General features: G+C 66.5%; 25 protein-coding genes. 6 read left to right on the top strand and 19 right to left on the bottom strand.

Annotated features, from left to right (window positions below):
• Positions 1 to 83: 83 nt before the first annotated feature.
• The 4 genes from AC2IR1_RS18300 to ccrA form a co-directional block, all read right to left on the bottom strand.
• Positions 84 to 803 (bottom strand): SDR family oxidoreductase, encoded by a 720-nt coding sequence (locus tag AC2IR1_RS18300; RefSeq protein WP_486473407.1) that lies wholly within the window; start codon positions 801 to 803, stop codon positions 84 to 86.
• A complete protein-coding gene (locus tag AC2IR1_RS18305; RefSeq protein WP_486473408.1) occupies positions 800 to 2,344 on the bottom strand; it encodes an ATP-dependent DNA helicase in 1,545 nt (514 codons plus the stop codon). Before AC2IR1_RS18305 ends, AC2IR1_RS18300 begins: the two co-directional genes overlap by 4 nt.
• 256 nt (positions 2,345 to 2,600) lie before the next feature.
• Positions 2,601 to 2,873, bottom strand: coding sequence for a hypothetical protein (locus tag AC2IR1_RS18310; RefSeq protein ID WP_486473409.1), 273 nt, complete (start codon positions 2,871 to 2,873; stop codon positions 2,601 to 2,603).
• A 98-nt stretch (positions 2,874 to 2,971) separates the two neighbouring features.
• Positions 2,972 to 4,261, bottom strand: coding sequence for a crotonyl-CoA carboxylase/reductase (ccrA, locus tag AC2IR1_RS18315; protein WP_486473410.1), 1,290 nt, complete (start codon positions 4,259 to 4,261; stop codon positions 2,972 to 2,974).
• A gap of 393 nt (positions 4,262 to 4,654) precedes the next feature.
• On the opposite strand from ccrA, the gene AC2IR1_RS18320 reads away from it, so the two are divergent.
• The 4 genes from AC2IR1_RS18320 to AC2IR1_RS18335 all read left to right on the top strand — a co-directional run bounded on the left by AC2IR1_RS18320 (position 4,655) and on the right by AC2IR1_RS18335 (position 9,664).
• Entirely contained in the window at positions 4,655 to 6,685 is a 2,031-nt protein-coding gene (locus tag AC2IR1_RS18320) for a methylmalonyl-CoA mutase family protein (RefSeq protein WP_486473411.1), read from the top strand.
• A gap of 148 nt (positions 6,686 to 6,833) precedes the next feature.
• On the top strand, positions 6,834 to 7,832 hold the full coding sequence (locus AC2IR1_RS18325; protein ID WP_486473412.1) for a hypothetical protein: 999 nt from the start codon (positions 6,834 to 6,836) through the stop codon (positions 7,830 to 7,832).
• Between the two features lie 138 nt (positions 7,833 to 7,970).
• Positions 7,971 to 8,675: a purine-nucleoside phosphorylase gene (gene deoD / locus AC2IR1_RS18330; RefSeq protein WP_486473413.1), complete on the top strand. Its 705-nt coding sequence runs from the start codon at positions 7,971 to 7,973 to the stop codon at positions 8,673 to 8,675.
• Positions 8,672 to 9,664, top strand: coding sequence for an aldo/keto reductase (locus AC2IR1_RS18335; RefSeq protein ID WP_486473414.1), 993 nt, complete (start codon positions 8,672 to 8,674; stop codon positions 9,662 to 9,664). Before deoD ends, AC2IR1_RS18335 begins: the two co-directional genes overlap by 4 nt.
• 16 nt (positions 9,665 to 9,680) lie before the next feature.
• On the opposite strand, the gene AC2IR1_RS18340 is transcribed toward AC2IR1_RS18335, so the two are convergent.
• The 5 genes from AC2IR1_RS18340 to AC2IR1_RS18360 all read right to left on the bottom strand — a co-directional run bounded on the left by AC2IR1_RS18340 (position 9,681) and on the right by AC2IR1_RS18360 (position 14,018).
• Complete coding sequence (locus AC2IR1_RS18340; RefSeq protein WP_486473415.1) at positions 9,681 to 10,523, bottom strand: urea carboxylase-associated family protein; 843 nt, start codon at positions 10,521 to 10,523, stop codon at positions 9,681 to 9,683.
• Between the two features lie 392 nt (positions 10,524 to 10,915).
• Complete coding sequence (locus AC2IR1_RS18345) at positions 10,916 to 12,094, bottom strand: type III PLP-dependent enzyme (RefSeq protein ID WP_486473416.1); 1,179 nt, start codon at positions 12,092 to 12,094, stop codon at positions 10,916 to 10,918.
• Between the two features lie 397 nt (positions 12,095 to 12,491).
• Positions 12,492 to 12,707: a hypothetical protein gene (locus tag AC2IR1_RS18350; RefSeq protein WP_486473417.1), complete on the bottom strand. Its 216-nt coding sequence runs from the start codon at positions 12,705 to 12,707 to the stop codon at positions 12,492 to 12,494.
• A gap of 210 nt (positions 12,708 to 12,917) precedes the next feature.
• Positions 12,918 to 13,073, bottom strand: coding sequence for a hypothetical protein (locus tag AC2IR1_RS18355; protein WP_486473418.1), 156 nt, complete (start codon positions 13,071 to 13,073; stop codon positions 12,918 to 12,920).
• A gap of 141 nt (positions 13,074 to 13,214) precedes the next feature.
• Entirely contained in the window at positions 13,215 to 14,018 is an 804-nt protein-coding gene (locus AC2IR1_RS18360) for a hypothetical protein (protein WP_486473419.1), read from the bottom strand.
• 241 nt (positions 14,019 to 14,259) lie between these two features.
• Here AC2IR1_RS18360 and AC2IR1_RS18365 point away from each other — a divergent pair, with 241 nt between their 5' ends.
• Positions 14,260 to 15,747: an inorganic phosphate transporter gene (locus AC2IR1_RS18365; protein WP_486473420.1), complete on the top strand. Its 1,488-nt coding sequence runs from the start codon at positions 14,260 to 14,262 to the stop codon at positions 15,745 to 15,747.
• Positions 15,748 to 15,869: 122 nt separating this feature from the next.
• Here AC2IR1_RS18365 and AC2IR1_RS18370 read toward each other — a convergent pair whose 3' ends face one another.
• The 10 genes from AC2IR1_RS18370 to AC2IR1_RS18415 all read right to left on the bottom strand — a co-directional run bounded on the left by AC2IR1_RS18370 (position 15,870) and on the right by AC2IR1_RS18415 (position 24,356).
• Positions 15,870 to 17,111, bottom strand: a complete 1,242-nt coding sequence (locus tag AC2IR1_RS18370; RefSeq protein ID WP_486473421.1) for an aminopeptidase — start codon at positions 17,109 to 17,111, stop codon at positions 15,870 to 15,872.
• A gap of 286 nt (positions 17,112 to 17,397) precedes the next feature.
• The gene (locus tag AC2IR1_RS18375) at positions 17,398 to 18,177 is read right to left on the bottom strand and encodes a succinate dehydrogenase iron-sulfur subunit (protein WP_486473422.1); all 780 of its coding nucleotides are present in this window, start codon (positions 18,175 to 18,177) and stop codon (positions 17,398 to 17,400) included.
• Between the two features lie 12 nt (positions 18,178 to 18,189).
• On the bottom strand, positions 18,190 to 19,995 hold the full coding sequence (sdhA, locus tag AC2IR1_RS18380; protein ID WP_486473423.1) for a succinate dehydrogenase flavoprotein subunit: 1,806 nt from the start codon (positions 19,993 to 19,995) through the stop codon (positions 18,190 to 18,192).
• Positions 19,996 to 20,010: 15 nt separating this feature from the next.
• The gene (gene sdhD, locus AC2IR1_RS18385) at positions 20,011 to 20,415 is read right to left on the bottom strand and encodes a succinate dehydrogenase, hydrophobic membrane anchor protein (RefSeq protein WP_486473424.1); all 405 of its coding nucleotides are present in this window, start codon (positions 20,413 to 20,415) and stop codon (positions 20,011 to 20,013) included.
• Positions 20,416 to 20,429: 14 nt separating this feature from the next.
• Positions 20,430 to 20,819 (bottom strand): succinate dehydrogenase, cytochrome b556 subunit, encoded by a 390-nt coding sequence (gene sdhC / locus AC2IR1_RS18390; RefSeq protein ID WP_486473425.1) that lies wholly within the window; start codon positions 20,817 to 20,819, stop codon positions 20,430 to 20,432.
• A 356-nt stretch (positions 20,820 to 21,175) separates the two neighbouring features.
• The gene (locus AC2IR1_RS18395; protein ID WP_486473426.1) at positions 21,176 to 21,577 is read right to left on the bottom strand and encodes a VOC family protein; all 402 of its coding nucleotides are present in this window, start codon (positions 21,575 to 21,577) and stop codon (positions 21,176 to 21,178) included.
• A gap of 57 nt (positions 21,578 to 21,634) precedes the next feature.
• Positions 21,635 to 22,663 (bottom strand): MaoC family dehydratase, encoded by a 1,029-nt coding sequence (locus AC2IR1_RS18400; protein ID WP_486473427.1) that lies wholly within the window; start codon positions 22,661 to 22,663, stop codon positions 21,635 to 21,637.
• Position 22,664: 1 nt separating this feature from the next.
• Entirely contained in the window at positions 22,665 to 22,868 is a 204-nt protein-coding gene (locus AC2IR1_RS18405) for a DUF1737 domain-containing protein (protein ID WP_486473428.1), read from the bottom strand.
• A gap of 6 nt (positions 22,869 to 22,874) precedes the next feature.
• On the bottom strand, positions 22,875 to 23,426 hold the full coding sequence (locus AC2IR1_RS18410) for an NnrU family protein (RefSeq protein WP_486473429.1): 552 nt from the start codon (positions 23,424 to 23,426) through the stop codon (positions 22,875 to 22,877).
• 78 nt (positions 23,427 to 23,504) lie between these two features.
• Entirely contained in the window at positions 23,505 to 24,356 is an 852-nt protein-coding gene (locus AC2IR1_RS18415; RefSeq protein ID WP_486473430.1) for an HpcH/HpaI aldolase/citrate lyase family protein, read from the bottom strand.
• 448 nt (positions 24,357 to 24,804) lie between these two features.
• On the opposite strand from AC2IR1_RS18415, the gene AC2IR1_RS18420 reads away from it, so the two are divergent.
• Complete coding sequence (locus AC2IR1_RS18420) at positions 24,805 to 25,137, top strand: hypothetical protein (RefSeq protein WP_486473431.1); 333 nt, start codon at positions 24,805 to 24,807, stop codon at positions 25,135 to 25,137.
• Positions 25,138 to 25,238 lie beyond the last annotated feature (101 nt).

Raw genomic sequence — 25,238 nt, forward strand, 5'->3', positions numbered from 1 at the left:
GGGTTGTCGGGGTTGGGAAGGATGGTGGGGGATGGCGGGCTGAAGCCCGCCTTACGGGGTCGCGCGCAGGGGGGGCGCGCGGCTTAGCCCCGGCCGATGTAGGGCATCTTGGTGGCCATCAGGGTCATGAACTGCACGTTGGCCGAAAGCGGCAGCTCCGCCATGTGGAAAACCGCCTTCGCGACCTCCTCCACCTCCATCACTGGGGGCGGGTTGTCGGGGGTGCGGGCGATGATGCCGTCCAGCAGGTCGGTGCGGGCATTTCCGATGTCGATCTGCCCGCAGGCGATGTCGAAGGGGCGGCCGTCGAGGCTGAGGCTCTTCGTCATGCCGGTGATCGCATGTTTGGTCGCGGTGTAGGAAATGGAGCCTTCGCGCGGGACATGCGCCGAGATGGAGCCGTTGTTGACGATCCGCCCGCCCATGGGCGACTGCCGCCGCATCTGGGCGAAGGCTGCGCGGGCACAGAGGAACATGCCGGTCAGGTTCACCTCGACGATACGGCGCCATTCGGCGACCTCGATCTCGTCTATGGAGGCCTGGGTGCCGAAGATGCCGGCGTTGTTGAAGAGCACATCGAGCCGCCCGGCCTGGGCGGCGAAACGGGCCACCGCCTCGTTCACCTGCGCTTCATCGGTCACGTCGGCGGGCAGGACGTGGGCGCGATCGTGATCGCCCGCCAGCTCTGCCAGCTTGTCGGCGCTGCGGGCCAGCAGGCCCACCGTCCAGCCCCGCGCCAGGAAGTGCCGCGCTGTGGCAGCGCCGATGCCGGCACTGGCGCCGGTGATCAGGATCGTGCTCATCGGAAATCGCTTTCTGCCTGGGCCTCCAGCTCCAGCTTGGGGGCGGCGGTGATGCGCAGGTCTTCGATGCCCAGCGGCTCCGTCGGTTTGGCCAGCCGGTTGCGGGTGACCCAGAGAAGCCGTTCCTCCGCTCGGGTGATCGCCACGTAGGCGAGGCGTTTCCACAGCGGCTGCCCGGCCTCGACCCGACCCATGCGCGAGGCGATCTCGATATCCGGGGCGAAGACCTGCACGTCGCGCCATTGCGAGCCCTGCGCCTTGTGGATCGTCACCGCCGCGCCATGCAGGAAGGTGGCGCCCATGCGGGCGGCATAGGGGATGAAGGGTTCTTCCTCGTCCGGTTTCTCGATCTTGACGATGGAGGCGGCGGAGACCTGCGGGTTCTCGGCCCCCACCACGTGCAGGCGGGAGAAGCCGCCGCGCTTGCCCGGCCCGAGGTAGATGACCTGTGCGCCCTTGATCAGGCCGCGCGCTTCGAGGTCGAGGCGCTTCTTGCGGTGCTTGAGCGGCAGTTCCAGGCCATCGCAGATCAGCGGTTCACCGGGCAGGAGCGCATCCTCCGGCGCACCGTGAACCTGGCGGAAGGCATTGATCAGACGGATCCGGGTCACGTTGCGCCAGACCAGCACGGGAGAGCGTGCCATGAGCTCCGCCTCGACCCGGCCGGCGAAGACGACGCGCTCATCCTGGCGGGCCTTTTCCTCCACCATGCGTTCGAAGGCGTAGAAGTCGACCATGGGATCGGCCAGGGCATGGGCGAGGTCGAGGATCGGGTTGTCCGCATCCTGCCGGTGGATCCGGGCGAGGTTCAGCAGCGCCGGTTCGGGCAGGCTTTCGAAGACCATCTTGCCGGACTGGCCGACGGGGGCCAGCTGCGCGGGATCGCCGAAGAGGATGAGGTTCGGGAAGATCTCCCTCAGGTCGTCGTACTGGCGTTCGTCCAGCATCGAGGCCTCGTCGATGAAACCCACGTCGAGCGGATCGTCGCGGCGCTTCCAGCCAGTGATGAAGTCGGAGCCACGCAGCCCCGCGACGGCAAGCGCCGCAGGGATCGATTTATTGATCTCGTAGCTGGCCTTGGCCCGTTCGAGGGCCTCGGGCGTGGCACCCTCGATCTCCGGCATCTCTCCCTGGCCTTCGAGCCATTCGGCGATGCTTTCGTAGACCGGATCGTAGACAGGCTTGTAGAGGATGCGGTGGATCGTGGTGGCAGGCACGCCGCGCAGACGCAGGACGGAGGCCGCCTTGTTGGTGGGCGCGAGGATCGCCAGCGTCCGGGCGTCGCGGTCACGCTTGGGTTCGTAATCGCCCGAGACGATCGACACGCCCGCCTCTTCGCAGGCCTTGTAGAGCTGGGCCAGAAGCATGGTCTTGCCCGAGCCGGCCTTGCCCAGGACGGCCAGCGAGCGCTGGCGTCCTTCCATCGGCGGTTCGGTGGTGCCGTTGACGAGGTCGATGCCCGCGCCCTTGAGGGTCTCGGCAATGCGATCCCAGGCCTCGGCCTGGTCGTCGGAGAAGGTAAGCGCGGGGGTCTGGGTCATGCGCGCAAGGCTATCCCGCGCCGCGACAGAGCGCCAGAGGCGGCAGCCGGTCGAAGGCGCCGTCAGCGCAGATTTCCGGGGAGGCTTCGTAGGGTGGGTGCAACCCACCTTCGGCCGGCGGGGCGGGGCGCGGAGGGACGTCAGCGCATGGCGCCCGGTTTGGTAACGGCCCGGTTTGGTGGGCGGGTTTTATGGGCCGCCATCCCGCGCGGGCAGGATCGGCAGGGATGGTGGATTTCATCCACCCTACGGGGCCTCAGTGCTTGCGCAGGGAGGGCATCTTGCCCTGATCGTAGGACGTCTGGAAGGCCGAGCGCATGCGGTCGATGCGCTTGCGCGTGATCTCGTTCTGCAGGGTCCGGCTGACCTGGGCGATCTTTTCCGCCGAGGTGTAGAGCTCCCTGTCGCGGGCCGCTTCGTGCAGATCCGCGAGCACGTCGATCATCCACTGGTCCGCATTCATCTTCGACAACAGGTATTCCGCCTCTCGCGGGTTGCCTGTCGGGTTTCCTCTGACCTGTCCTTGCATGCTGTTACTCCCGGTTTGGCTTCGGGCGGCAGGCACGAAAAGGCCGGCGCACCCGAAGGACTCGCCGGCCAGTATCCGTTCGGGACACTAAGAAGGTGTTAAGACCGCCCTGCCTCCAGCACGTCCTCGACCGTGCGCAGACCGACCCGGGGGGACTGGACGAGGACCGCCATATTGCCCGGCTTGTGCTGGTTCCGCAGCATCTTGGTGTGGGCCTGGGGAATGTCCGCCCAGGGGAAGACCTCTGACATGCAGGGATCGAGGCGCCGTTCCAGCATCAGCCGGTTGGCCGAGGCCGCCTGCTTCAGGTTGGCGAAGTGAGAGCCTTGCAGGCGCTTCTGGTGCATCCACATGTAACGGACGTCGAAGGTGCAGTTGAAGCCGGAGGTGCCGGCGCAGATCACGACCATCCCGCCCTTCTTGACCACCAGGGTGGAGACCGGGAAGGTCGCCTCGCCCGGGTGTTCGAAGACCATGTCGACGTTCACGCCCTTGCCGGTGATGTCCCAGATTGCCTTGCCGAACTTCCGGGCTTCCTTCACCCAGTCGTTGTATTCGGGCGTGTTGACCTTGGGCAGCTGGCCCCAGCACTTGAATTCCTTGCGGTTGATGACGCCCTTGGCGCCCTGATCCAGCACGAACTGGCGCTTGCTTTCATCCGAGATGACGCCGATGGCATTGGCGCCCGCCGTGTTGGCCAGCTGGATCGCGTAAGAGCCCAAGCCCCCGCTCGCACCCCAGACCAGGACGTTCTGCCCCGGCTTCAGTTCATGCGGGTGATGGCCGAAGAGCATCCGGTAGGCGGTGGCAAGCGTCAGGGTGTAGCAGGCGCTTTCTTCCCAGGTCAGGTGCTTCGGGCGCGGCATCAGCTGCTGCGCCTGGACGCGGGTGAACTGCGAGAAGGAACCATCCGGCGTCTCGTAGCCCCAGATCCGCTGGGTGGGAGAGAACATCGGGTCGCCGCCGTTGCATTCCTCGTCGTCGCCATCGTCCTGGTTGCAGTGGATGACGACCTCATCCCCGACCTTCCAGTTCTTCACCGCCGAGCCGACGGCCCAGACGATGCCCGAGGCGTCCGATCCGGCAATGTGATAGGGCTGCTTGTGCCCGTCGAAGGGCGAGATCGGCTGACCGAGGCCGGCCCAGACACCGTTGTAGTTCACCCCTGCGGCCATGACGAGGACCAGCACCTCGTGGCTGTCGATCTGCCAGGTATCGACGACTTCCTGCTGGAAGCTCTGCTCGGGCTCGCCGTGACGTTCGCGCCGGATTGCCCAAGCGTACATCTTCTTGGGGACATGGCCCAGCGGCGGCAGCTCGCCGATCTCGTAGAGGTCCTTCTCCGGCGCGTCGTAAGGTGCGATGCCGTTCTCAGTATCCAAAGCCATCACGGGGCCTCCTCCTTGACTACGTGCCGCGATGCAGAATCGCGGGGTGTGGAGGGAGAGATACATTTCGGCGCGCAACTTTTCAATGCCTGAAGTATGTTTTGGGTAATTTTCTGTCGCGCAAGATTATTGCCGTCGTGCGCCACCCAGGAAAATGGGCCTGTCGTACCAAGAAGATAGCCGGGGCTTTCGGGCGGGGAGCTGAGGAAGGCGCCGTTGCGTCACTTTGCAGATAGCTGGCGGATGTCTGGCAGAGCTGGAAAATCCATCACTTCGCCGCGACGCGGCGAATTGACACCGCCATATTGTTTCGCATATTTACGCATGAACGTAATTTAATTGCCGACACGATTCACCGCCCCGAAGGGGCCGTTCCGCCAGGGGGAGGCCATCATGACCGACCAGACGCAAATCAACCAGACGCATGTCAGGACGAAACCGGTTCAGGACGGACCTACGAAAAAGGATCGACCCTGGCTGTTCCGCACCTATTCGGGCCATTCGACCGCAGCGGCATCCAACGCCTTGTACCGGAGCAACCTTAAGAAAGGGCAAACGGGTCTCTCCGTTGCCTTCGACCTGCCGACCCAGACGGGATATGACAGCGATCACGTGCTGGCGCGGGGCGAGGTGGGCAAGGTCGGCGTGCCGGTCTGCCACCTGGGCGACATGCGCACCCTCTTCGACCAGATCCCGCTGGCGGAGATGAACACCTCCATGACGATCAACGCCACGGCGCCCTGGCTGCTGTCGCTCTATATCGCGGTGGCGGAAGAACAGGGGGCGGACCGTGCGGTGCTGCAGGGCACCGTGCAGAACGACCTGATCAAGGAATACCTGAGCCGGGGGACCTATATCTGCCCGCCGGAGCCCAGCCTGCGGATGATCGCGGATGTGGCCGAGTATTGTTATCGCGAGGTTCCCAAGTGGAACCCGATGAACGTCTGCAGCTATCACCTGCAGGAGGCGGGTGCGACGCCGGAGCAGGAGCTGGCCTATGCGCTGGCCACCGGCATCGCCGTGCTGGATGCCCTGCGCCCCCGCGTGCCGGCAGAGGATTTCCCCACCGTCGTCGGCCGCATCAGCTTCTTCGTCAATGCGGGCATCCGTTTCGTCACCGAGATGTGCAAGATGCGCGCCTTCGTCGACCTGTGGGACGAGATCTGCGAGACCCGCTACGGTGTCGAGGATCCGAAGATGCGGCGGTTCCGCTATGGGGTTCAGGTGAACTCGCTCGGCCTGACCGAACAGCAGCCGGAAAACAACGTCTACCGCATCCTGATCGAGGTGCTGGCGGTGACGCTCAGCAAGAAGGCCCGCGCGCGCGCCGTGCAGCTTCCGGCGTGGAACGAGGCGCTTGGCCTGCCCCGCCCCTGGGATCAGCAGTGGTCGCTGCGGATGCAGCAGATCCTGGCCTATGAAACCGACCTGCTGGAATATGGTGACCTGTTCGACGGCAACCCGGCGGTGGATGCCAAGGTCGAGGCGCTGAAGCAGGGCGCGCGGGAGGAGCTGAAGGTGCTGGAGGGCATGGGCGGCGCGATCGGGTCGATCGACTACATGAAGGCCCGGCTGGTGGAGAGCAATGCCGAGCGCGTGGGCCGGATCGAGCGGGAGGAGACCGTGGTCGTCGGCGTGAACCGCTGGACCGAGGCGGAACCTTCGCCCCTGCTGGGCGAGGACGGGGGCATCATGACGGTCGATCCGGCTGTCGAGGCGGACCAGGTGACGCGCCTCGGCCAGTGGCGGGCGGCGCGCGACGCCGACGCGGTTCGCGCGGCCCTCGATGGGCTGCGCGAAGCGGCCCGCCGGGGCGACAACATCATGCCGACCTCGATCATCGCCGCCAAGGCGGGCGTCACCACAGGGGAATGGGCCGAGACGATGCGCGAGGTGCATGGCCAGTATCGCGGCCCGACCGGCGTCGCGACCGGCATCTCCAACCGGGCGCAGGGGCTGGAAGGCTTGCGGGAGGAGGTCGATGCGGTCTCTGCCCGGCTGGGCCGCCGCCTGTCCTTCATGATCGGCAAGCCGGGCCTCGACGGCCATTCCAACGGGGCGGAGCAGATCGCCTGCCGCGCCCGCGACTGCGGGATGGAGATCCACTACGCCGGCATCCGCCTGACCCCGGAAGAGATCGTGACCCGCGCCCGCGACGAGAAGGTGCACGTGCTGGGCCTGTCGATCCTCTCGGGCAGCCATATGCCTCTGGTGGAGGAGGTGCTGCAGCGGATGCGCGATACGGGGCTGGGCCATATCCCGCTGATCCTGGGGGGTATCATCCCCGATGCCGATGCCGCCCGGCTGCTGGAAATGGGCGTCGCGCGGATCTACACCCCCAAGGATTTCGCCCTGAATGTCATCATGAAGGACGTTGTGACACTGGCGGATCCGGGCTCCACCTCGGGCGACGCGGCCGCCTGAAGACGGCCCGGGCCCGCACCGCCGGGCAGGATCAGCGGGCAAATATCAGCCGGTCTGATCGGGGGGAGGGGCTCGACGGAACTCTCTGGCCGCGCGATCATTGGGTCCCATGACCCGCTGGCCTTTCCTCCCCCCGAGGCGCGGCAGGATGCGCCGCCCGGCGCTGACCCTTTGCGCCCTTGCGGCCCTTGCCCCCCTGACCAGCCCTCGCCCCGCCTGGAGCGAGACCACGCTGTTGCGACCGCTGACCGGCTCCTACGCCGCCAGCGGATCCTACGGGATCGCGGCAAGCGACGACTGGCTGGACCTGAGCTTTTCGCTGTTCCGGCCCGACCGGGTGGCGCGCGACGGCGCCCGCTTCACCGAGCTGACCTTTGCCGGGGCGGGCGATGACGATGACCAGATGCTGCGCATGACCATCGGGCGCGCCTGGCGCCGCAACCTGGGCAAGGGCGAGGTGCTCGGCTTCAGCTCCTACCTGGATTTCGGCAAGCAGGCCGGGCTGCCGGACATGATGGGCCAGGCCAGTTTCGGGGTTGAATACGAACGCGCGCGGCAGGGGATCCTGACGAACTACCGTCTGAACCTGGGCAGCAACATCTACCTGCCCTTCGCCGATTACACCGACGACCGCTTCGGCACCGACGATGCCTATGTGCCCCGCGCCGGGCTGGATGGCTACATGGCCTGGACGCGCGAATTCGGCACCGGGCTGGAGCTGGGCGGGAGGCTGAGCCTGTTCCACTATCCCTCCACGCAGACCCGGCAATCCCAGGGGATCGGCACCATTTCCGTCACCGGGCGAATGACGCGCTACCTGCCGCCCGGCAGCGCGCTGGAAGCCGCCCTGGCCACCCGCTACCAGCGGGGGGAGGCCCCCGTGCCCAGCGTGAGCCTGACCTACAGCCGCGCCATTCCCCATGCCGGCAGTTCCGCCGCCGCACCGGTGGGGCCGATGAAGCCCGCCTCTGCCTGCCGGATCGTCCCCGATGCCGAGAACCAGAAGCGGCTGGATTGCGGGCCAAGCAACTATACCCCGCAGCGCCGGTACGAGGTTTACGGCCCGACCGGCGAGGCGCCGGAGGTCGCGGCCACGGTGCCTGCGCCGGAACGCAACCTGGGGTTCGGCACGCTTTGGGTGCCCTGACGGGGACGGGCGGTGTCCGCATGGCCGGTCGCACCCAGGCCAGCCCCGCCCCCGCCCTGCCCTCTTGTCCCTGCCGCTCAGGTGCTTAGTCTGGCGCGCGACGCGCATCCCGCGCCCTTCCCATCGCGAGGACCTTTCATGACCATCCATATCGGAGCCGCCCCCGGCCAGATCGCCGAAACCGTTCTGATGCCCGGCGACCCCTACCGTGCCCGCTGGGCCGCTGAGACCTTCCTGGACGACGCCGTCCTGGTGAACGAGGTCCGCGGCATGCTGGGCTTCACCGGCACCTGGAAAGGCAACCCGGTGACGATCCAGGGGTCCGGCATGGGCATGCCGTCGCTGTCGATCTACGCAAACGAGCTGATCCGCGACTACGGCGCCAAGACCCTGATCCGCATCGGTTCCTGCGGGGCGATGCAGGAAAAGGTGAAGATCCGCGACGTGATCCTGGGCGTTTCCGCCTCCTCGATCTCCACCCCGTCCACGGGGATCTTCAAGGAATTCAACTTCGCCGCCAGCGCCGATTTCGGCCTTCTTCACAAGGCCTTCCACGCTGCAGAGGCAAAGGGCACCCCGGTGCATGCGGGCGGCATCTACTCCGCCGATGTCTTCTACGACGAACGCCCCGACCTGAACGAACAGATGACCCGCCACGGCATCCTGGGCGTCGAGATGGAGGCGGCAGAGCTTTACAATCTGGCGGCCCGCTACGGCGTGCGCGCCCTGGCGATCCTGACCGTGTCGGACCACCTGATCACCCATGAGGCCCTGCCCTCGGAAGACCGCGAGAAGAGCTTTGGCGACATGGTGGAAATCGCGCTGGAGGCCGCATTCGCATGACTTTCAAACAGGTTGAACTGGGCCGCACCGGCATCATGGTGCCGCAGCTGGCCTTTGGCGCCATGTCCTTTGGCGGCATGTTCGGGCCGACGGACGAAGAGACCTCCTTTGCCTGCCTCGATGCGGCCGTGGCATCGGGGATCACCTTCTGGGACACCGCCAATATCTACGGCATGGGTGTCAGCGAAACGGTGATCGGTCGCTACCTGGCGGACCGCAAGCCCGAGGGCATCCGGATCGCCACCAAGGCCTCGATCATCGGCGGCGCGAACCGGCGGATCGACAACAGCTATGGCCACCTGAAAAGCGAGCTGGAACAGTCCCTTGGACGGCTGGGCCTGGACAGTGTCGACCTGTTCTATGCCCACCGGCACAACCAGGAGACCCCGATCGAGGAGGTGGCCGAAACCATGGGCCGCCTGATCGAGGAGGGGCTGATCCGCAGCTACGGACTGTCGGAGATCGCCCCCTACACGCTGCGCCGCGCCCATGCGGTGCTGCCCCCGGCGGCGGTGCAGAACGAATACTCGCTCTGGACCCGGCTGCCGGAACTGGGGCTGATCCAGGCCTGCGCGGAACTGGGCGTCAGCTTCGTCGCCTTCTCCCCCGTCGCACGCGGCATGTTCGGCGAGGTGCCGCTGAGCCGTGACGTGATGAAGGAGGGCGACTTCCGCCTGACCAACCCGCGTTTCTCGGAGCCGAATTTCTCCCACAATCTCAAGATGGTCGGTGCGTTCCGGGAGTATTGCCAAGGCAAGGGCTGGACCGTGGCGGGCACCGCGCTGGCCTGGGTCATGGCGCAGGGCGAGCATGTGATCCCGATCCCCGGCACCCGCACGGCGGCCCACCTGAGCGAATGGCTGGACGCCGCCCGGATCGAACTGGGCGCAAAGGAGATGGCCGAGATCGCGGAGATCCTGCCGGTGGGCTTCGCCTGGGGCGACCGTTACGGCGACCACCAGACGATTGCCATCGAGCGTTACTGCTGAAAACGGGCCGCGGGCGTCAGAGCCCGTGGCCCCCTTCGTAGCCGGAGCGGGCGGGGGAAACCCAGCCCGACAGCGCGCCCTCCGCCGGGGTCAGCACGTCGATCTCCAGCGGGTAGCAGGCGGCCGCATCCGAGCTGTGCTCGGACGAGCAATCGCCGCCCGGGCAGGCCGAAAGCGCCCCCAGAATATTGATTTCACTGAAGAATGTCAGGTAGTCGCCGGGCCGCACCGGGCTGGCCTTCATGAAGTATTGCCCGGTGTCGCGGGTGAAGCCGGTGCACATGAAGACGTTGAGCACGTCATGGACATGGGGCTCTGCCTCCGCCGCCGTCAGGCCGAGGTGCCGGGCCAGCGCCCGGGTCAGGTTGGAATGGCAGCAATGGTGGTACTGCCCGCCCGAGAGCAGGTTGTGCGTGTAGGGATCGCAGCGGGTGCCGATAACGTCATGCACCGAGCCGCCGTGTTCATCCATGCCGTACCAGCCGAGGCTGTCCTCCACGATCGTGGCCATGGGCCGGAAGGCGGGGAAGGAGGACCAGAGCTGCTGCCCCGCCGTGACGTGGGTGCCATGCAGGGCGCGCGTCTTGCCGGAGTAGAAGCGTTCCGAAATGTCGTTTGCATTCCAGAGGTTGAGATCCCCCACCTGCGGCCCGTCGACGGAGCGGATGCGGAAGAAGGAGCCTGCGGGGACCTCGAACACCGCCGCTTCGCGCGGGGCGGCGACGGTGGTGGAGGTGACTTGCGCCGTGGTCAGGGCGGCGGCATAGAGCGCCATGTCGGGCTTCGGCAGGGTCTCTGTCGGGTAGCAGATCACAGGCGGGATGGCACGGCGGGCGGCGGCATCGGGGGGCATGGTCATGGCGGTCTCCTTTCGCCGCAGGGAAACCGAGAACGGGGGGCGGAGGCAAGGACAATGAGAGAGGTGGGATCGGGGCGGGGTTAACCCCGCCCTACGGCGCCGTGCCCGACGTCGGTACTGCGGTGCAGCGACTCACACCGCCGGAGCCTTGGTTAACAGGGGTTTGGGGGCGAAATCGCAACGTCGGTATCACGTCGGTATTGCGTCGGTATCGCGGCGGTGCAGCATGGCCGGGAGGGCGCGGGTTAACGGGGCGCGCGGTGGGGGCTTGGTGGGGGGGCATGGTGGGGGGCATGGTGGATTTCATCCACCCTACGGGCGATGGCAACAGACGCAAAAGGGGGCCGCATCGCGGCCCCCTTTCGGATCATTGGAGATGAAGTTCGGCGGGATCAGTCCTGCAGGACGACCACATCCAGCGGGGGGAAGCCGTTGAAGCCGATCGACGCATAGGTCGAGGTATAGGCGCCGCAGTTGCGGATGATGAACTTGTCACCGGAGCGCAGGCCCAGCGGCAGGTCGACCGGGCGCTTTTCGTAGAGCACGTCGGCGCTGTCGCAGGAGGGGCCTGCGAGGATGCAGGGGCCGTGACCTTCGTGATCCCGCTCGGTCAGGAACTGGTAACGGATCGCCTCGTCCATGGTTTCTGCCAGGCCGGAGAACTTGCCGATGTCCAGGTAGACCCAGCGGTGCAGGTCGTTTTCCGACTTGCGGGAGACCAGCAGGACCTCTGCCGCGATGGCGCCGGCTTCGGCTACCAGGCCGCGGCCCGGCTCCGCCATGACATGGGCCACGTCGCCGAAACGTTCGGTGATGAGTTCCATGACGCGGGCGGCATAGGGGGTCGGGCCCTGGATCTCTTCGCCGTAGAAGGCCGGGAAGCCACCGCCGATGTTGAGCAGGGTCAGGTCGTGGCCGGCCTCGATGGCGGCGTGCCAGACGGCTGCAACCTGGTCCAGGGTGGCGGTCCACATTTCGGCGCGGCGGGTCTGGGAGCCGACGTGGAAGGAGATGCCGACCGGGGTCAGGCCCAGTTCCACGGCGCGGTCCATCAGGCCGATGGCGCCTTCACGGGCGATGCCGAACTTGCGCGACAGCGGCCAGTCCGCTTCGGAGGCATCCACGATCAGGCGGATGTAGACCGAGGCGCCGGGCGCGTTTTCGGCAATCTTTTCCAGCTCTTCCGGCGCATCGGCGGCGAAGAGGGTGACACCGGCATGCCAGGCAAAGGCGATGTCGCGCGGCTTCTTCACGGTGTTGCCGAAGGAAATGTGGGAGGGTTCCGCGCCCTGGGACAGGCACAGTTCGATTTCCGCGCGGGAGGCGGCGTCGAAGCCGGAGCCGAGGGCGACGAGGCGCTCGATGATCTCACGCTGGGGGTTGGCCTTCACAGCGTAGTGGATGCGGGCGCGGCCCAGGCCGGCGGAGAGCGCATTGTACTGTGCTTCCACGCGGGCAATGTCGAGGACCAGGGTCGGGCGCTCGAAATCATTCTGGCGGATGAAGGCTTCAACACGGTTTTGAGGGCGCACGGAGGCGCGGGCCGAGAAATCGGCGACGAAAGCGTTCATGGTCATCTCCAATAGACCGGGGCCTGGTTAGGGCGTCTGTTCCAAGTGGAGACGTTACCGTCGCTACATAACCTTAGAGGTTTCGCCTAGGTTCGGGACCGGTTTCGGCCCAGCGACCCAGAGGCTGCCCTTTCGACAGAGGCGCGTGCGTTGGCGTCTGAGCGGGCATATCGGGCCAAAAGAGGATTCGTGCAAGAGGGTTTTTCGGCGCTTGGCAAAAAAATTCTGACCGCCGCAGGTCGGTGCAAACCCCTGTAAATTTGAGCAAATTCCCAAGAGTCTGATCATGCTCGTTTTTTGGGTTTGGAGGGGGTCGCCCCTGCCCCCGAAGCCGGTGCGGCCTGGCCCGGCAGCAAGCGCAGCACAGCGGATATGGGCCGCGCCACTGGCCCGTAGATCAAGGTTGCGGCGCTTCCGTGCGGGCGCAGACCCGTGGCGATTTGCCATCGGCGGTGTAGCGCTGCGCCCCGCAGAGCGGACAGTGATAGAAGGTTTCGCCATTGCGATCGCGGGACCGGTCCATGCGCCAGCGGCACAGGCGCGTTTCCGACGGGCCCTTGAAATACATCCAGACCAGAAAGATCACGAAAGCGATGGGTACAAGTACGATCATGTATGGGGAATGGACCCGGAGGACGGGAAGTGCAAGCCCCTGACAAGTCAGGAATTCACCGGAAGGATCAAAAGAGCGGGATCACATGATCGGGGGGCGTTGCGGGGTCGCCCAGGGCGTCGCCGGGACAGTCCCTTAGATCAGAAACGAGAAACGCGCGGCCCGAGGGTGAGCCGCGCGTTTCGCTGCACCTTGCTGCGGGCCTGGGCCTCAGGCAGCGGCGGTGTAGGGCTCGTAGTCCCGGTTTTCCTCGCGGGTCGCGGAGACCAGGCGGGGCGCCGGGGTAAAGTATTCATAGGCCACGTTCAGAGCGTCCAGCGCTTCCTGGGCCTTGCGAAGCTCTGCGGAGCTCGGTGCGTTCTTCATCGGAGTGCCTCTTCGTCATCTGATGCGGCTCTCCTCCCTGCGGAGGTTATGGCACAGTTACGCATGCGGAAGGTCTGGCAGTTGCGAAGATGCGCTATGCTGCAGGTGCAAAGGTGACGCTGCGTTGCAGCTTTCGCGGGATCAGCCGGTGGCGGCGGGGAAGATCGCGGCGACCTCTGCCAGGAACCTGTCCCAGGAGAATGCGGCGCGATTGCCGGCGAGACCGTGGTAATGCGAGCGGCCGGAGGCATTGGGCAGACCCGCCCAGATGCGGGCGAGGTTGTTCATGAAGGCGGTCCGGGTGATCGCCCCTTCGAGGAAGGCGCCATAACCGGCATCGGAGAGCAGGACATGGGCCATGCGGTCCTGCAGATCGGGGCCGAAGCGGGCGTTGCCCGGCAGGGACATCCGCGATTGCAGGGCGCGCAGGGTCGCCGGCACGATCTGGTAGCGGCCGATCGCATGCTGCTGCCCCGGCGTGGCGGCGATCCAGGCGTGGATTTCGGAGAGGGTCATCGCGGTGGGGGCACGGGGCGGGGGCACCATCGCCTGGAACTGCACCGAGTCGTAGCCACGGGCCGGATCGGCCTCCACGCTGGCGATGAGATGCAGGAGCCTGTCGGTGGCGCCGCCGGGCCCGGCGTAGGGCGGCAGGCCCGCAGGGGCGGAGGAAGAGGGCCTGGGCAGGACCGGATCGAAGAGCGAGCCCGCGGCGCGGCCCCGGAACAGGCTGGGGGGAGACAGGCTGGAGGGGGACAGGCTGGGGGCTGCCGGGCCGCTGGCGGAGACCTGCAGCAGTGGCGCACCGGCGCCTGCAAGGGCAGGACGCGCCCCGCCTTCGGGCAGCAGGGTATAGGCGAAGGCCGCCTGCCCCCAGAAGGCCCCCTGCCCCCAGGGCACGGACAGGAAAAGAAGGAACAGGAGGGGCTTCTGCCACCGGGTCATGCGCAGCCTTTCGCAGCGAAGGTGAGCCGCAGACTGTCAGCCGGGGGTTAAGATGGGGTTCGCGACGCAGGGACGCGCAGGGCTGGCCGGGGGCGCGTGAGACGGGGCGGAGGGGCCCAGGGAGGGGGACGGCCGGGAAAAAGGGCCTAAAAGGCACGATCCTCCTCAAATGGCACTGTCACAAACTTGTTTCATTGGGCGCTTTTCCGGTAGGTGCGTGCAAACGCAACTGGAGGGGCGGATGTCCACGAACAGCAATCTAGACCCGAGCCACCTGGAAACCCTGGACCGTGACCTGGGCCGCCTGTCGACCCTGGAGCAGGCCACGGGATATGCCAGCCGTCCGCTGATGGGCATGGGGATCGCCCTGGTCTTCGTCGTTTTCGCCGCGCTGCTGGCGGCGCTGATCTTCGGCCATGCGGACAATGCCTTTGTCGTGGTGATCGCCGCGGCCTTCGGCGCCTACATGGCGCTGAACATCGGGGCCAACGACGTGGCCAACAACATGGGCCCCGCCGTGGGCGCGGGCGCGGTTTCGATGGGGGCCGCGATCGTCATCGCCGCCGTCTTCGAAAGCGCGGGGGCACTGCTGGCGGGGGGCGACGTGGTGTCGACCATCGCCAAGGGGATCATCGCCCCGGAAAGCCTGGGCACCTCGACCGCCTTCATCGCCGCGATGATGGCGGCCCTGCTTGCCTCTGCCCTGTGGGTGAACCTGGCCACCTGGATCGGCGCGCCGGTGTCGACCACCCATTCCGTCGTCGGCGGGGTGATGGGGGCAGGCATCGCCGCCGCGGGCTTTGGCGCCGTGAGCTGGGGCAAGATGGGCGCAATCGCCGCCAGCTGGGTGATTTCGCCGCTTCTGGGCGGGCTGATCGCGGCCGGCTTCCTGTGGTTCATCAAGGCCAACATCATCTACCGCGAGGACAAGATCGCGGCGGCGCGCCGCTGGGTTCCGGTGCTGGTGGGGGTGATGGCCGGTGCCTTTGCCGCCTACCTGGCGGTGAAGGGCCTGAAAAAGATCATCTCGATCGAGCTGGGCGCGGCCCTGCTTGTCGGCCTGGTGGTGGCCCTGGGCACCTGGCTGATCATGATCCCCGTTGTCCGGCGCCAGTCGCGCGGGCTGGAAAACCGCAACAAGTCGCTGAAGGTGCTGTTCGGCATCCCGCTGATCGTGTCGGCGGCCCTGCTGAGCTTTGCCCATGGCGCCAACGACGTGGCCAATGCCGTGGGGCCGCTGGCGGCCATCGTGCAGGCCTCTGCCACCGGCGATTTCACCCACGCGGTGAGCATCCCGCTGTGGGTCATGGTGATCGGCGCCCTGGGGATTTCCTTCGGGCTGTTCCTGTTCGGGCCGAAGCTGATCCGGATGGTCGGCAACCAGATCACCAAGCTGAACCCGATGCGGGCCTATTGCGTCGCCCTGTCGGCGGCGATCACGGTGATCGTGGCCAGCTGGCTGGGCCTGCCGGTGAGTTCGACCCATATCGCCGTGGGCGGGATCTTCGGCGTGGGCTTCTTCCGCGAGTGGGATACCGCGCGACGCATGCGCCGGGCCAAGCAGGCGGTCCCCGGCCTGCCGGAGATCGCCCCCGAAGAGCGCCGTCGCCGCAAGCTGGTGCGCCGGTCGCATTTCATGACCATCATCGCGGCCTGGGTCATCACCGTGCCCGCCGCCGCCCTGCTGTCGGCCGGGATCTTCCTGGTGATCCAGGGGATATTCGCCTGAATTCGGGCCTGATTTTGGGCCTGAAGTCGGATCTGATATCGGATCCAGGCTGACGCCGATCTGAAAACACGAAAGCCCCGGTCCATCGACCGGGGCTTTTGCTTGCGGCAGCGGTCACGCGGTCAGAGCGCCCATTCGCCCTTGCGGAAGACCGGCACCCGGGTGCCATCGGCGCGGATGCCGTCGATGTCGGTGTCCGGCCCGCCGATCATCCAGTCGACGTGGATCATGGAGCTGTTGCCGCCCTGGGCCGCGATCTGGTCGGCCGAGAGCGACGCCCCGTCCAGGAAGCACTTGGAATAGCACTGCCCCATGGCGATGTGGCAGGCGGCGTTTTCATCGAAGAGGGTGTTGTAGAACAGCAGCCCCGTCTGGGAGATGGGGGAGCTGTAGGGCACCAGGGCGACCTCGCCCAGGCGGCGGGCGCCCTCGTCGCTGTCCAGCATGTTCTGCAGCACGGTTTCGCCCTTGCTGGAACGCGCCTCGACCGCGCGGCCATCTTCGAAGCGCATCTCGATCTCTTCGATCAGGGCGCCGTTGTGCGACAGCGGCTTGGTCGCGCGGACGGTGCCGTTGACGCGCTGCGCATGCGGGGTGGTGAAGACCTCTTCCGTGGGGATGTTGGGATTGCAGACGATGCCGTTCTGCGCCTCGGAGGCGCCGCCATGCCATTCGTGGCCATCCGCCAGGCCGACGGTCAGATCGGTGCCCGGGCCGGTGAAGTGCAGCGCGTCGAAACGCTGTTCGTTCAGCCAGGAAGAGCGCGCCTTGAGCGCGGCGTTATGGGCCGCCCAGGCGGCGACCGGATCGTCGTTCATCACCCGCGAGGCGGCGAAGATCGCATCGGCGAGCTTGGCCACGGCCTCTGCCTCCGGCAGGTCGGGGAAGACCTGGCGGGCCCAGCCGGTGGTGGGATAGGCCGCGATGGTCCAGTTGATCGCGAAGGTGGAGACCTTTTCCAGCGCGGGCTTGTAGGCCAGGGAATTGGCCTTGTTCGCGCGGGAGACCTTTTCGGGATCCTCTGCGGCAAGCGCCATGGGATCCGCGCCGGCGATTGCCATGCGGGCCGCGCCCTTGTCGAAGGCCTCTGCCATGCCGCGATAGAGCCAGTCGGCGGCGCGGTCGAAGCTGGCGTCGGGGGCATTGCGGAAGCGGGCGCGGGCGACCTCGTCATCCGACAGCAGCGGGGTGACGACGCCGGCACCCGCGCGATAGGCGCTGGCGGCGATCTGGCGGACCAGCGGCAGGGCTTCGGCCGGGGCGGTCAGAACCAGGTCCTGCCCCGGTTGCAGGTTCAGCCCGACCTGCACCGCGACATCGGCAAGGCGGGACAGCAGGGCGGGATCGACGGGATGATCGGTCATGATGGCTCCTTCGGGTTTTCCGGTCAGGCGGCCCCGGGGGCGGCCTGCGCAGAGGTGGTGCCGGACAGGATCCGGCGCTTGCCATGGAAACTGCCGATCCGGGCGGCGAGTGCAAGGGGATCGGCCCGAAGTCGCGCGATTGTTTTGCCGCTTTCTTGCTGGGGGCCCGCAAGCGCCCTGCCCCCGAAGCTGCGCCCCGGCCCGTCCTGCGGCCCGTCCCATGGCAGGCACGAAAAAGCCCCGGTCCTGCGACCGGGGCTTTTCAACTCAGTGCTGAAGCGATGCCTCAGACGGTGCGTTCGACCATCATCTGCTTGATCGACGCGATGGCCTTGGCCGGGTTCAGACCCTTGGGGCAGGTCTTCGCGCAGTTCATGATGGTGTGGCAGCGGTAGAGCTTGAACGGATCTTCGAGGTTGTCCAGACGTTCGCCCGTGGCCTCATCCCGGCTGTCGATCAGCCAGCGATAGGCGTGCAGAAGTGCTGCCGGTCCGAGGTAGCGATCGCCGTTCCACCAGTAGCTGGGGCAGGAGGTGGAGCAGGACGCGCACATGACGCATTCGTACAGGCCGTCGAGCTTCTTGCGGTCCTCGATGGACTGCTTCCACTCTTTCGCCGGACGGTTCGTCTTGGTCTCCAGCCAGGGCATGATCGAGGCGTGCTGCGCGTAGAAGTGCGTCAGGTCCGGGATCAGGTCCTTCACCACCGGCATGTGCGGCAGCGGGTAGATGGTGACGTCACCCTTCACCTCGTCCAGGCCGAAGATACACGCCAGGGTGTTGTGCCCGTCGATGTTCATCGCGCAGGAGCCGCAGATGCCTTCACGGCAGGAGCGACGGAAGGTCAGGGTCGGGTCGATCTCGTTCTTGATCTTGATCAGCGCGTCCAGGACCATCGGGCCGCACTTGTCCATGTCGAGGAAGTAGGTGTCGACACGGGGGTTCTCGTCGTCATCGGGCGACCAGCGGTAGATCTTGAACTTGCGGACGTTGGTGGCGCCCTCCGGCTTGGGCCAGGTCTTGCCCGTGACCATCCGGGAGTTCTTGGGGAGAGTAAGCTGTACCATGTGGCGTCCTCCTTAGAACGTCCGCGCCTTGGGCGCGATTTTCTTGAGCGAGATGCCGCCCTCGTCTTCGGTCGTCAGCGGATCGTGGATGATCGGACGATAGGTGAGGTCGACCTTGTTGCCGTCCACGCGGGAAATGGTGTGGACACGCCAGTTCTCGTCGTCGCGTTCCGCGTAGTCCTCGTGGGCGTGGGCACCGCGGGATTCGTGACGCGCCTCGGCGCCGACGATGGTGGCCATCGCGTTCGGCATCAGGTTGGTCAGTTCCAGGGTTTCCATCAGGTCCGAGTTCCAGACCAGCGAGCGGTCGGTGACGGAGACATCGGGCAGCTTGGCCGCGATGGCGGTCATCTTCTCGACACCGTCCTTCAGGGTGTCGGAGGCGCGGAACACGGCCGCGTCGGCCTGCATGGTGCGCTGCATTTCCAGCCGCAGTTCCGCGGTCGGGATGCTCCCCTTGGCGTTGCGGTAGTAGTCGAAGCGTTCGAACGCCTTTTCGACACCGGCCAGGTTGGTCGAGGGGATCGCGGATTCGCGGTCGACGACTTCACCTGCGCGCAGGGCCGCGGCGCGACCGAAGACCACGAGGTCGATCAGCGAGTTGGAGCCGAGGCGGTTGGCCCCGTGCACCGAGGCACAGCCCGCTTCGCCCACGGCCATCAGGCCCGGCACGACGGCGGTCGGGTTCTCGGCGGTCGGGTTCAGGACCTCGCCGTGGTAGTTGGTGGGGATACCACCCATGTTGTAGTGCACGGTCGGCAGAACCGGGATCGGTTCCTTGGTCACGTCCACGCCGGCGAAGATCTTCGCGCTTTCGGAGATGCCGGGCAGGCGTTCCGCCAGGGCTTCTGCCGGAAGGTGCGACAGGTTCAGGTGGATGTGGTCGCCGTGTTCACCGACGCCGCGGCCTTCGCGGATCTCCATGGTCATGGAGCGGGAGACGTAGTCGCGGGGGGCGAGGTCCTTGTACTGGGGCGCGTAACGCTCCATGAACCGTTCGCCTTCGGAGTTGGTCAGGTAGCCGCCTTCGCCGCGCGCCCCTTCGGTGATCAGGCAGCCGGAGCCGTAGATACCGGTGGGGTGGAACTGGACGAATTCCATGTCCTGCAGCGCGAGGCCCGCGCGGGCCACCATGCCGCCACCGTCGCCGGTGCAGGTGTGGGCCGAGGTGGCCGAGAAGTAGGCACGGCCGTAACCGCCGGTGGCCAGGACGACCATCTTGGCGTTGAAGACGTGCATGGTGCCGTCATCGAGCTTCCAGCAGACGACGCCGGTGCAGACACCGTCGTCGGACATCAGCAGGTCGATGGCGAAGTATTCGATGTAGAACTCTGCGTTGTTCTTCAGCGACTGGCCGTAGAGCGTGTGCAGGATGGCGTGGCCGGTCCGGTCGGCGGCGGCACAGGTCCGCTGCACGGCGGGGCCTTCACCGTATTCGGTGGTGTGGCCACCGAAGGGACGCTGGTAGATCTTGCCTTCTTCCGTACGGGAGAAGGGCACGCCGTAGTGTTCCAGCTCGTACACGGCCTTGGGGGCCGAACGCGCCAGGTATTCCATGGCGTCGGTGTCACCCAGCCAGTCGGAGCCCTTGACGGTGTCGTACATGTGCCACTGCCAGTTGTCGGGGCCCATGTTCGACAGCGAGGCGGCGATGCCGCCCTGTGCCGCGACGGTGTGGGAGCGCGTCGGGAAGACCTTGGTCACGCAGGCGGTACGCAGGCCCTGTTCGGCCATGCCGAGGGTGGCGCGCAGACCCGCGCCACCGGCGCCGACCACGACCACGTCATATTCGTGCGTTTCGTATTCGTAAGCAGCCATTGGGAACCTCGGGTCTTAGACGTCGATCTCGATCGACACGCCGGAACCGGCGAGCGCGAGCTTGATCAGGGCGTAGGTGGCGGTGGCTGCGATGGCGTAGGCCAGGCAGGTCACGGCGATGATGGTGAGACGGCCCTTCACGCCGTGGATGTAATCCTCGATCGCCATCTGTGCGCCGTTCTTGAAGTGCAGCATGCCGACCCAGAAGGTCAGCAGGGCGACGATGGCCGGGAAGGGACGGGAATAGTAGGCGACGACTTCCTCGTAGGTTCCGCCCAGGGCACAGCCGAAGGTGAAGACGAAGAGGATGACGAGCGGGATCAGGGCGATGGAAGTGACCTGCATGGACCAGTGGTGTTCGGTCCCGGTCTTGGAGGCGCCCATGCCCACGGCGCGCTTGCGGTCGGTCAGATAACGCATGGCTGGCTTTCCTCTCAGACGATGATGATGGTCAGAAGGGTCAGGACGACGGATCCGATGACGATGCCCCAGCCGAGCTTGTCGGAGGTTTCGACATCAAGGCAGTAGCCGTTGTCCCACAGCAGGTGGCGGCAGCCGGCCAGCGCGTGGTACCACAGGCCCAGCGCGGAGAGCGTCATGATGAGATCGCCGATGAAGGAGGTCAGGACGAAGTCCGCCACGGCGAAGTAGTCCGGGCTCGTTGCAGCGGCCAGCAGCCACCAGGCACCCAGCAGCGCGGAGACGACCAGCGCATTGCCGGTGATCCGCGTCAGGATCGAGGTGACGGAGTTGAGCTGGAACTTGTAGTGCTTCCCGAGCATGAATGGAGAGAGCGGGCGGTTGCCCCGGTTCACATCAGCCATCGGCATGTCCTTTCCGGATTTCCCTTGGGCACGGGTTTAAGCCCGCGCGGGGGGCTTGTCATCCTCTGCGGCGCTAACAGTCCCGAGAATTTGACAAAACCAACGACTTCTTTTTGCCGATGTGATCACGGAATTCCAGCGTGTGATCACATTTTGATCAAAGCTGAAATCCGACTGATTTGCTTGGTTTTTTCAGTTGATTCTTCGCCGTCGCCGGTCGCCAGGCGGATTTGCGGCACCCCGGGCAGGAGGATTTGGCGCCCGGATATCGGGGGATAGGGCGCCCTGCCCCACCGGTGGAAGCGCCCCGTTTCGGGGCCGCGGGATCGGCCTTGGCGCCCCCTGCCCTCTGGCCGCTAGGCTTCGGGCGAATAGGCGTAGAGCGCCAGCTTGTTGCCCTGGGGATCGCGCAGATAGGCGACGTAGAAATTGGCGCTGTAGGCGGGGCGGAAGCCCGGGGCGCCTGCGTCGGTGCCGCCTGCGGCGAGGGCGGCGGCGTGAAGTTTGCGGACCTGGGCCTGATCGCGGGCCATGAAGGCCACCATGGTGCCATTCCCCGCCGTGGCCGGGCCACCGTTCTGCGGATGCTTGACGTAGAAATCGGCAAGGACCGGCCCCTCCCCCTCGCGCAGGGGCATGATGAAGTCGAGCCCCTCCGGGCCTTCCTCGAAGACATAGCCGAGGTCGATCAGGAAGGAGGCGTAGAAGTCGAGCGCGCGATCGAGGTCATCGGCGCCATAGGTGATGTACCCGATCATGGCGGGGTCCTTTGGCGGGCTCGGCCCGCTGGCGGGCGGGCGCGAGCGGAGCGGCGGTCAGCGCGGGATCAGCGCCCAGTAGTCGAGATCCAGCATAACGTGCGGCAGGTACTTGCCCGCCTCGTCCTTCAGGGTGAAGGGCTCCCCACCGGAGGTCGCCACCAGGCGCAGGCGCAGGGCGCCGACACCGGGGGCGGAGGTTTCGGCGCGGTCCAGCACCTCGGACCAGGCCTTGATCGTGGTGCCGGAGAAGCAGGGATTGGCATGGGCGCCGCCGTTCAGCGCGACGATCATCTGCGCATTGGCCAGCCCGTTGAAGGAGAGCGCGCGGGCCATGGAAATCACGTGGCCGCCGTAGATCAGCCGCTGGCCGTCGGGGCGGAAGGTGGCGTCGAAGTGGACCTTGGCGGTGTTCTGCCACAGGCGCGTGGCCAGCATGTGCTCCGCCTCCTCGACGGTGGAGCCGTCGACGTGGTCGATCACTTCCCCCACCTGGTAGTCGCCCCAGGCATGGGGTTCGCCCGCGAGGGTGAAGTCGTAGCCGGTGAAGTCGAGGCCCTGCGGCACCACGAGGTCTGTGGGGGCCACGACGGGGGAGAGATCCGGCACCTGGGTTTCGGGCGCGGGGGCATCCAGGTTGCCCTTCCGCACCATGACCCAGCGCACGTAGCTGAGGACCACGGTGCCGTGCTGGTTCAGCCCCTCGGTGCGGACCCAGACCACGCCGGTCTTGCCGTTGGAGTTCTGCTTCAGCCCGATCACGGTGGAGCGCGCCGTCAGCGTATCCCCCGGGTAGACCGGCGCCAGCCAGCGGCCTTCGGCATAGCCAAGGTTGGCCACGGCGTTGAGAGAGATGTCCGGCACGGTCTTGCCGAAGACCAGGTGGAAGGCCGCGAGGTCATCCACCGGCGCCATCGGCAGACCGCAGGCCCGGGCGAATTCATCGGAGGAATAGAGTGCCCCGCGCGCGGGGTAGAGCGCGTGATAAAGCGCGCGCTCGCCCCCGGAAACGGTGCGGGGCACGGCATGGGCGATGGTTTCGCCCAGCCGGTAATCCTCGAAGAAACGGCCCGGGTTGGTTTTCATGTCAATGCTCGCTCAACTTGGTTTCGGGGGTGTAGGTACCCTCCGCCTCCTTCACCACGGCCTGGCCGCAGCGCATGGTGCCATTGGCCGCGTCGAAGGCGTAGGTGGGGGAGCCGTGCAGCGCCCAGCCTTCGTTCAGGGCCTTGGTGACCTTGTGGCAAAAGGCGGAGGTGTCGTCTTCGGTCAGGAATCGGTAGAGCTTCATGGTGCCTCACATCGGGAGCGGATTGGGCCCGACCCAGCCGTGGATCAGGACGATGACGATGTAGACCACCACGGTGATGACCGCGAGGATCAGATCGCTTTTCAGCGTGCCGCCGCTGTAGGGCGTGTAATCGGGGTGGTTGCGGTTGGAGACGATCCAGCCCGCCACGGCCCAGACGATCATGCCGCCGAAGAGCAGGATGGAGGCCGCATCCCCCCGCACCAGCAGGTGGGAGATGCCCCAGAGGATAGTGCCGGAGAACATCGGATGGCGCACCCAGCCCTTCAGGTGGCTTTTCGAATTGGCCGCGCCGAACATCGCCACGGCGAAGAGCATCAGGAGGTTGTTGAGGTGCTGGCCCCAGGCAGGCGGGGCATAGACATAGGTGTAGTCGGCGGATCGGTAGCCCAGCACCATCAGGACGATGGCCAGGAGGGCGGCAAGGGCAACAATGGGTTTCGCCTTGCCCTCGCCCAGGCGCGCGCGCAGGGCGGGGGTGTATTCCTTCATGACGTGGGGCCAGGTGAAGAGGAGCAGGCCGAGCAATATGAGTGCCATGGGAGGTACCTTTCGGACAGGGAGATCGCGGGAGTCTATGCCGGGACCCTGCGCGCCCTGCCCTACCGATGCAATGGTCTAGGCTGCCGCAGCCGCGATCGCCTCTGCTTTGGCAAGGGTCTTGCGGGCGGTGTCGACGTGCAGGTTCTCGACGATCTTGCCGTCGACCACGGCGACGCCCTGGCCGGTCTGCAACACCTCTTCGAAAGCGGCGATCTGGCGGCGGGCGAGGTCGACCTCTGCCTCCGACGGGGCGAAGACGCGGTTGGTGGTGGCGACCTGGGCCGGGTGGATCAGGGTCTTGCCGTCAAAGCCGAGGTCGCGGCCCTGCTCGCATTCGGCCTCCAGCCCGGCGTCGTCCTTGAACTGGTTGTAGACCCCATCGGCGGCGATCAGGCCATGGGCGCGGGCGGCCAGCAGCATGGTCTGCAGCGCCATCTGCATCGGCAGGCGGTCGGGGCGGGTGCGGCAGTTCAGCTCCTTCGCCAGGTCATTGGTGCCGGCGACGAAGCCCTGCATGCGGGGATGGGCCGCGATTTCCAGCGCGTTGAAGATCGCCAGCGGTGTTTCCATCATCGCCCAGATCGGCACGTCGCAGAGCCCCGCCAGCAGGTCGATGTCGGCGGCGGAGTTCACCTTGGGCAGCAGGATCGCGTCGATGTCGGCGCCTTCCAGCGCCGCGACATCGCCCCGGCCCCAGTCCGTGTCCAGCCCGTTGATCCGCACGATCTTGGCCCGGGGGCCATAGCCGCCCTCCGCCAGGGCGGCGGTCAGGGTTTCCCGGGCGGGCACCTTTGCCTCGGGCATGACCGCGTCTTCGAGATCGAAGAGGATCGCGTCGACAGGCAGGGTGCGCGCCTTCTCCAGCGCGCGGTCCTTGGACCCGGGAATATAGAGAAGCGAACGGTAGGGGCGCAGCGTGGCATCCATGGGGCAACCTCGGGTGAGCAATTTTCTTGCGCAGGGATCGCATTGATTGAGCGATCATTTCAAGCCCAATCCTCACCCTGCCGCGATTTTTCGCTGCGTCGCCGCAACAGGGCGCCGCGCGTGGCGGAATTTTTTAGGGCCCAATGGCTTTGGGGGCCGAACGGTTTTGCAGGTCCTGCGGCCGTTTTGGCCGCAAGACGGGGGAGTCGCAGGCACAGGATAACGGAAAGGCGCGGCGCGTTAACCGAATTTCAGCGCCTCGGCGCGCAGGCTGAAGGCGCGACGATCCGGAACAGGGCGCGCAGGCATGGGGAAGGCCACGGGACCGGCAGCAACGCCGGTCCGGATTGCAACCCCCACGCCCGGCGGACCGGGCCGAACCGGGCCGAACCGGACCAGACCGGGTCCCCCGGACAGACCGGCAGCACCGGACGGAAGGAAGGCCAGTATGACTAGGAACGAGATCCTGCGCAGCGCCCTGACGGCAAGCCTGACCGCCGCGGTCTGGAGTGCCCTGCCCCATGGCGCGACAGCCCAGACCCAACGCACCTGCGCCCCGAGGGAGGTCGTCGTCGACCGCCTTGCCAGCGGCTACGGAGAGACCCGCCGGTCCATCGGGCTGGGCGCCAACAACGCCGTGGTGGAGGTCTTTGCCTCCGACGAAAGCGGCACCTGGACGATCACCGTGACCAGCCCGCAGGGAATCACCTGCCTGATCGCCAGCGGCCAGGCCTTCGAAACCCTGAAGGAAGCCTTGCCGGTGGATGATCAGGACGCCTGACGCAGGGGGCACGCCCCAGGGGCGCCACGCCGCCCCCCGCCACCGGCGGGAAGGCGGCAGCTAGGTTGCCACCGGCGCCGGGTTTCTGGTGCGCCTCGATC

The sequence above is a fragment of the Pseudooceanicola sp. NS-SX8 genome (assembly GCF_057380755.1).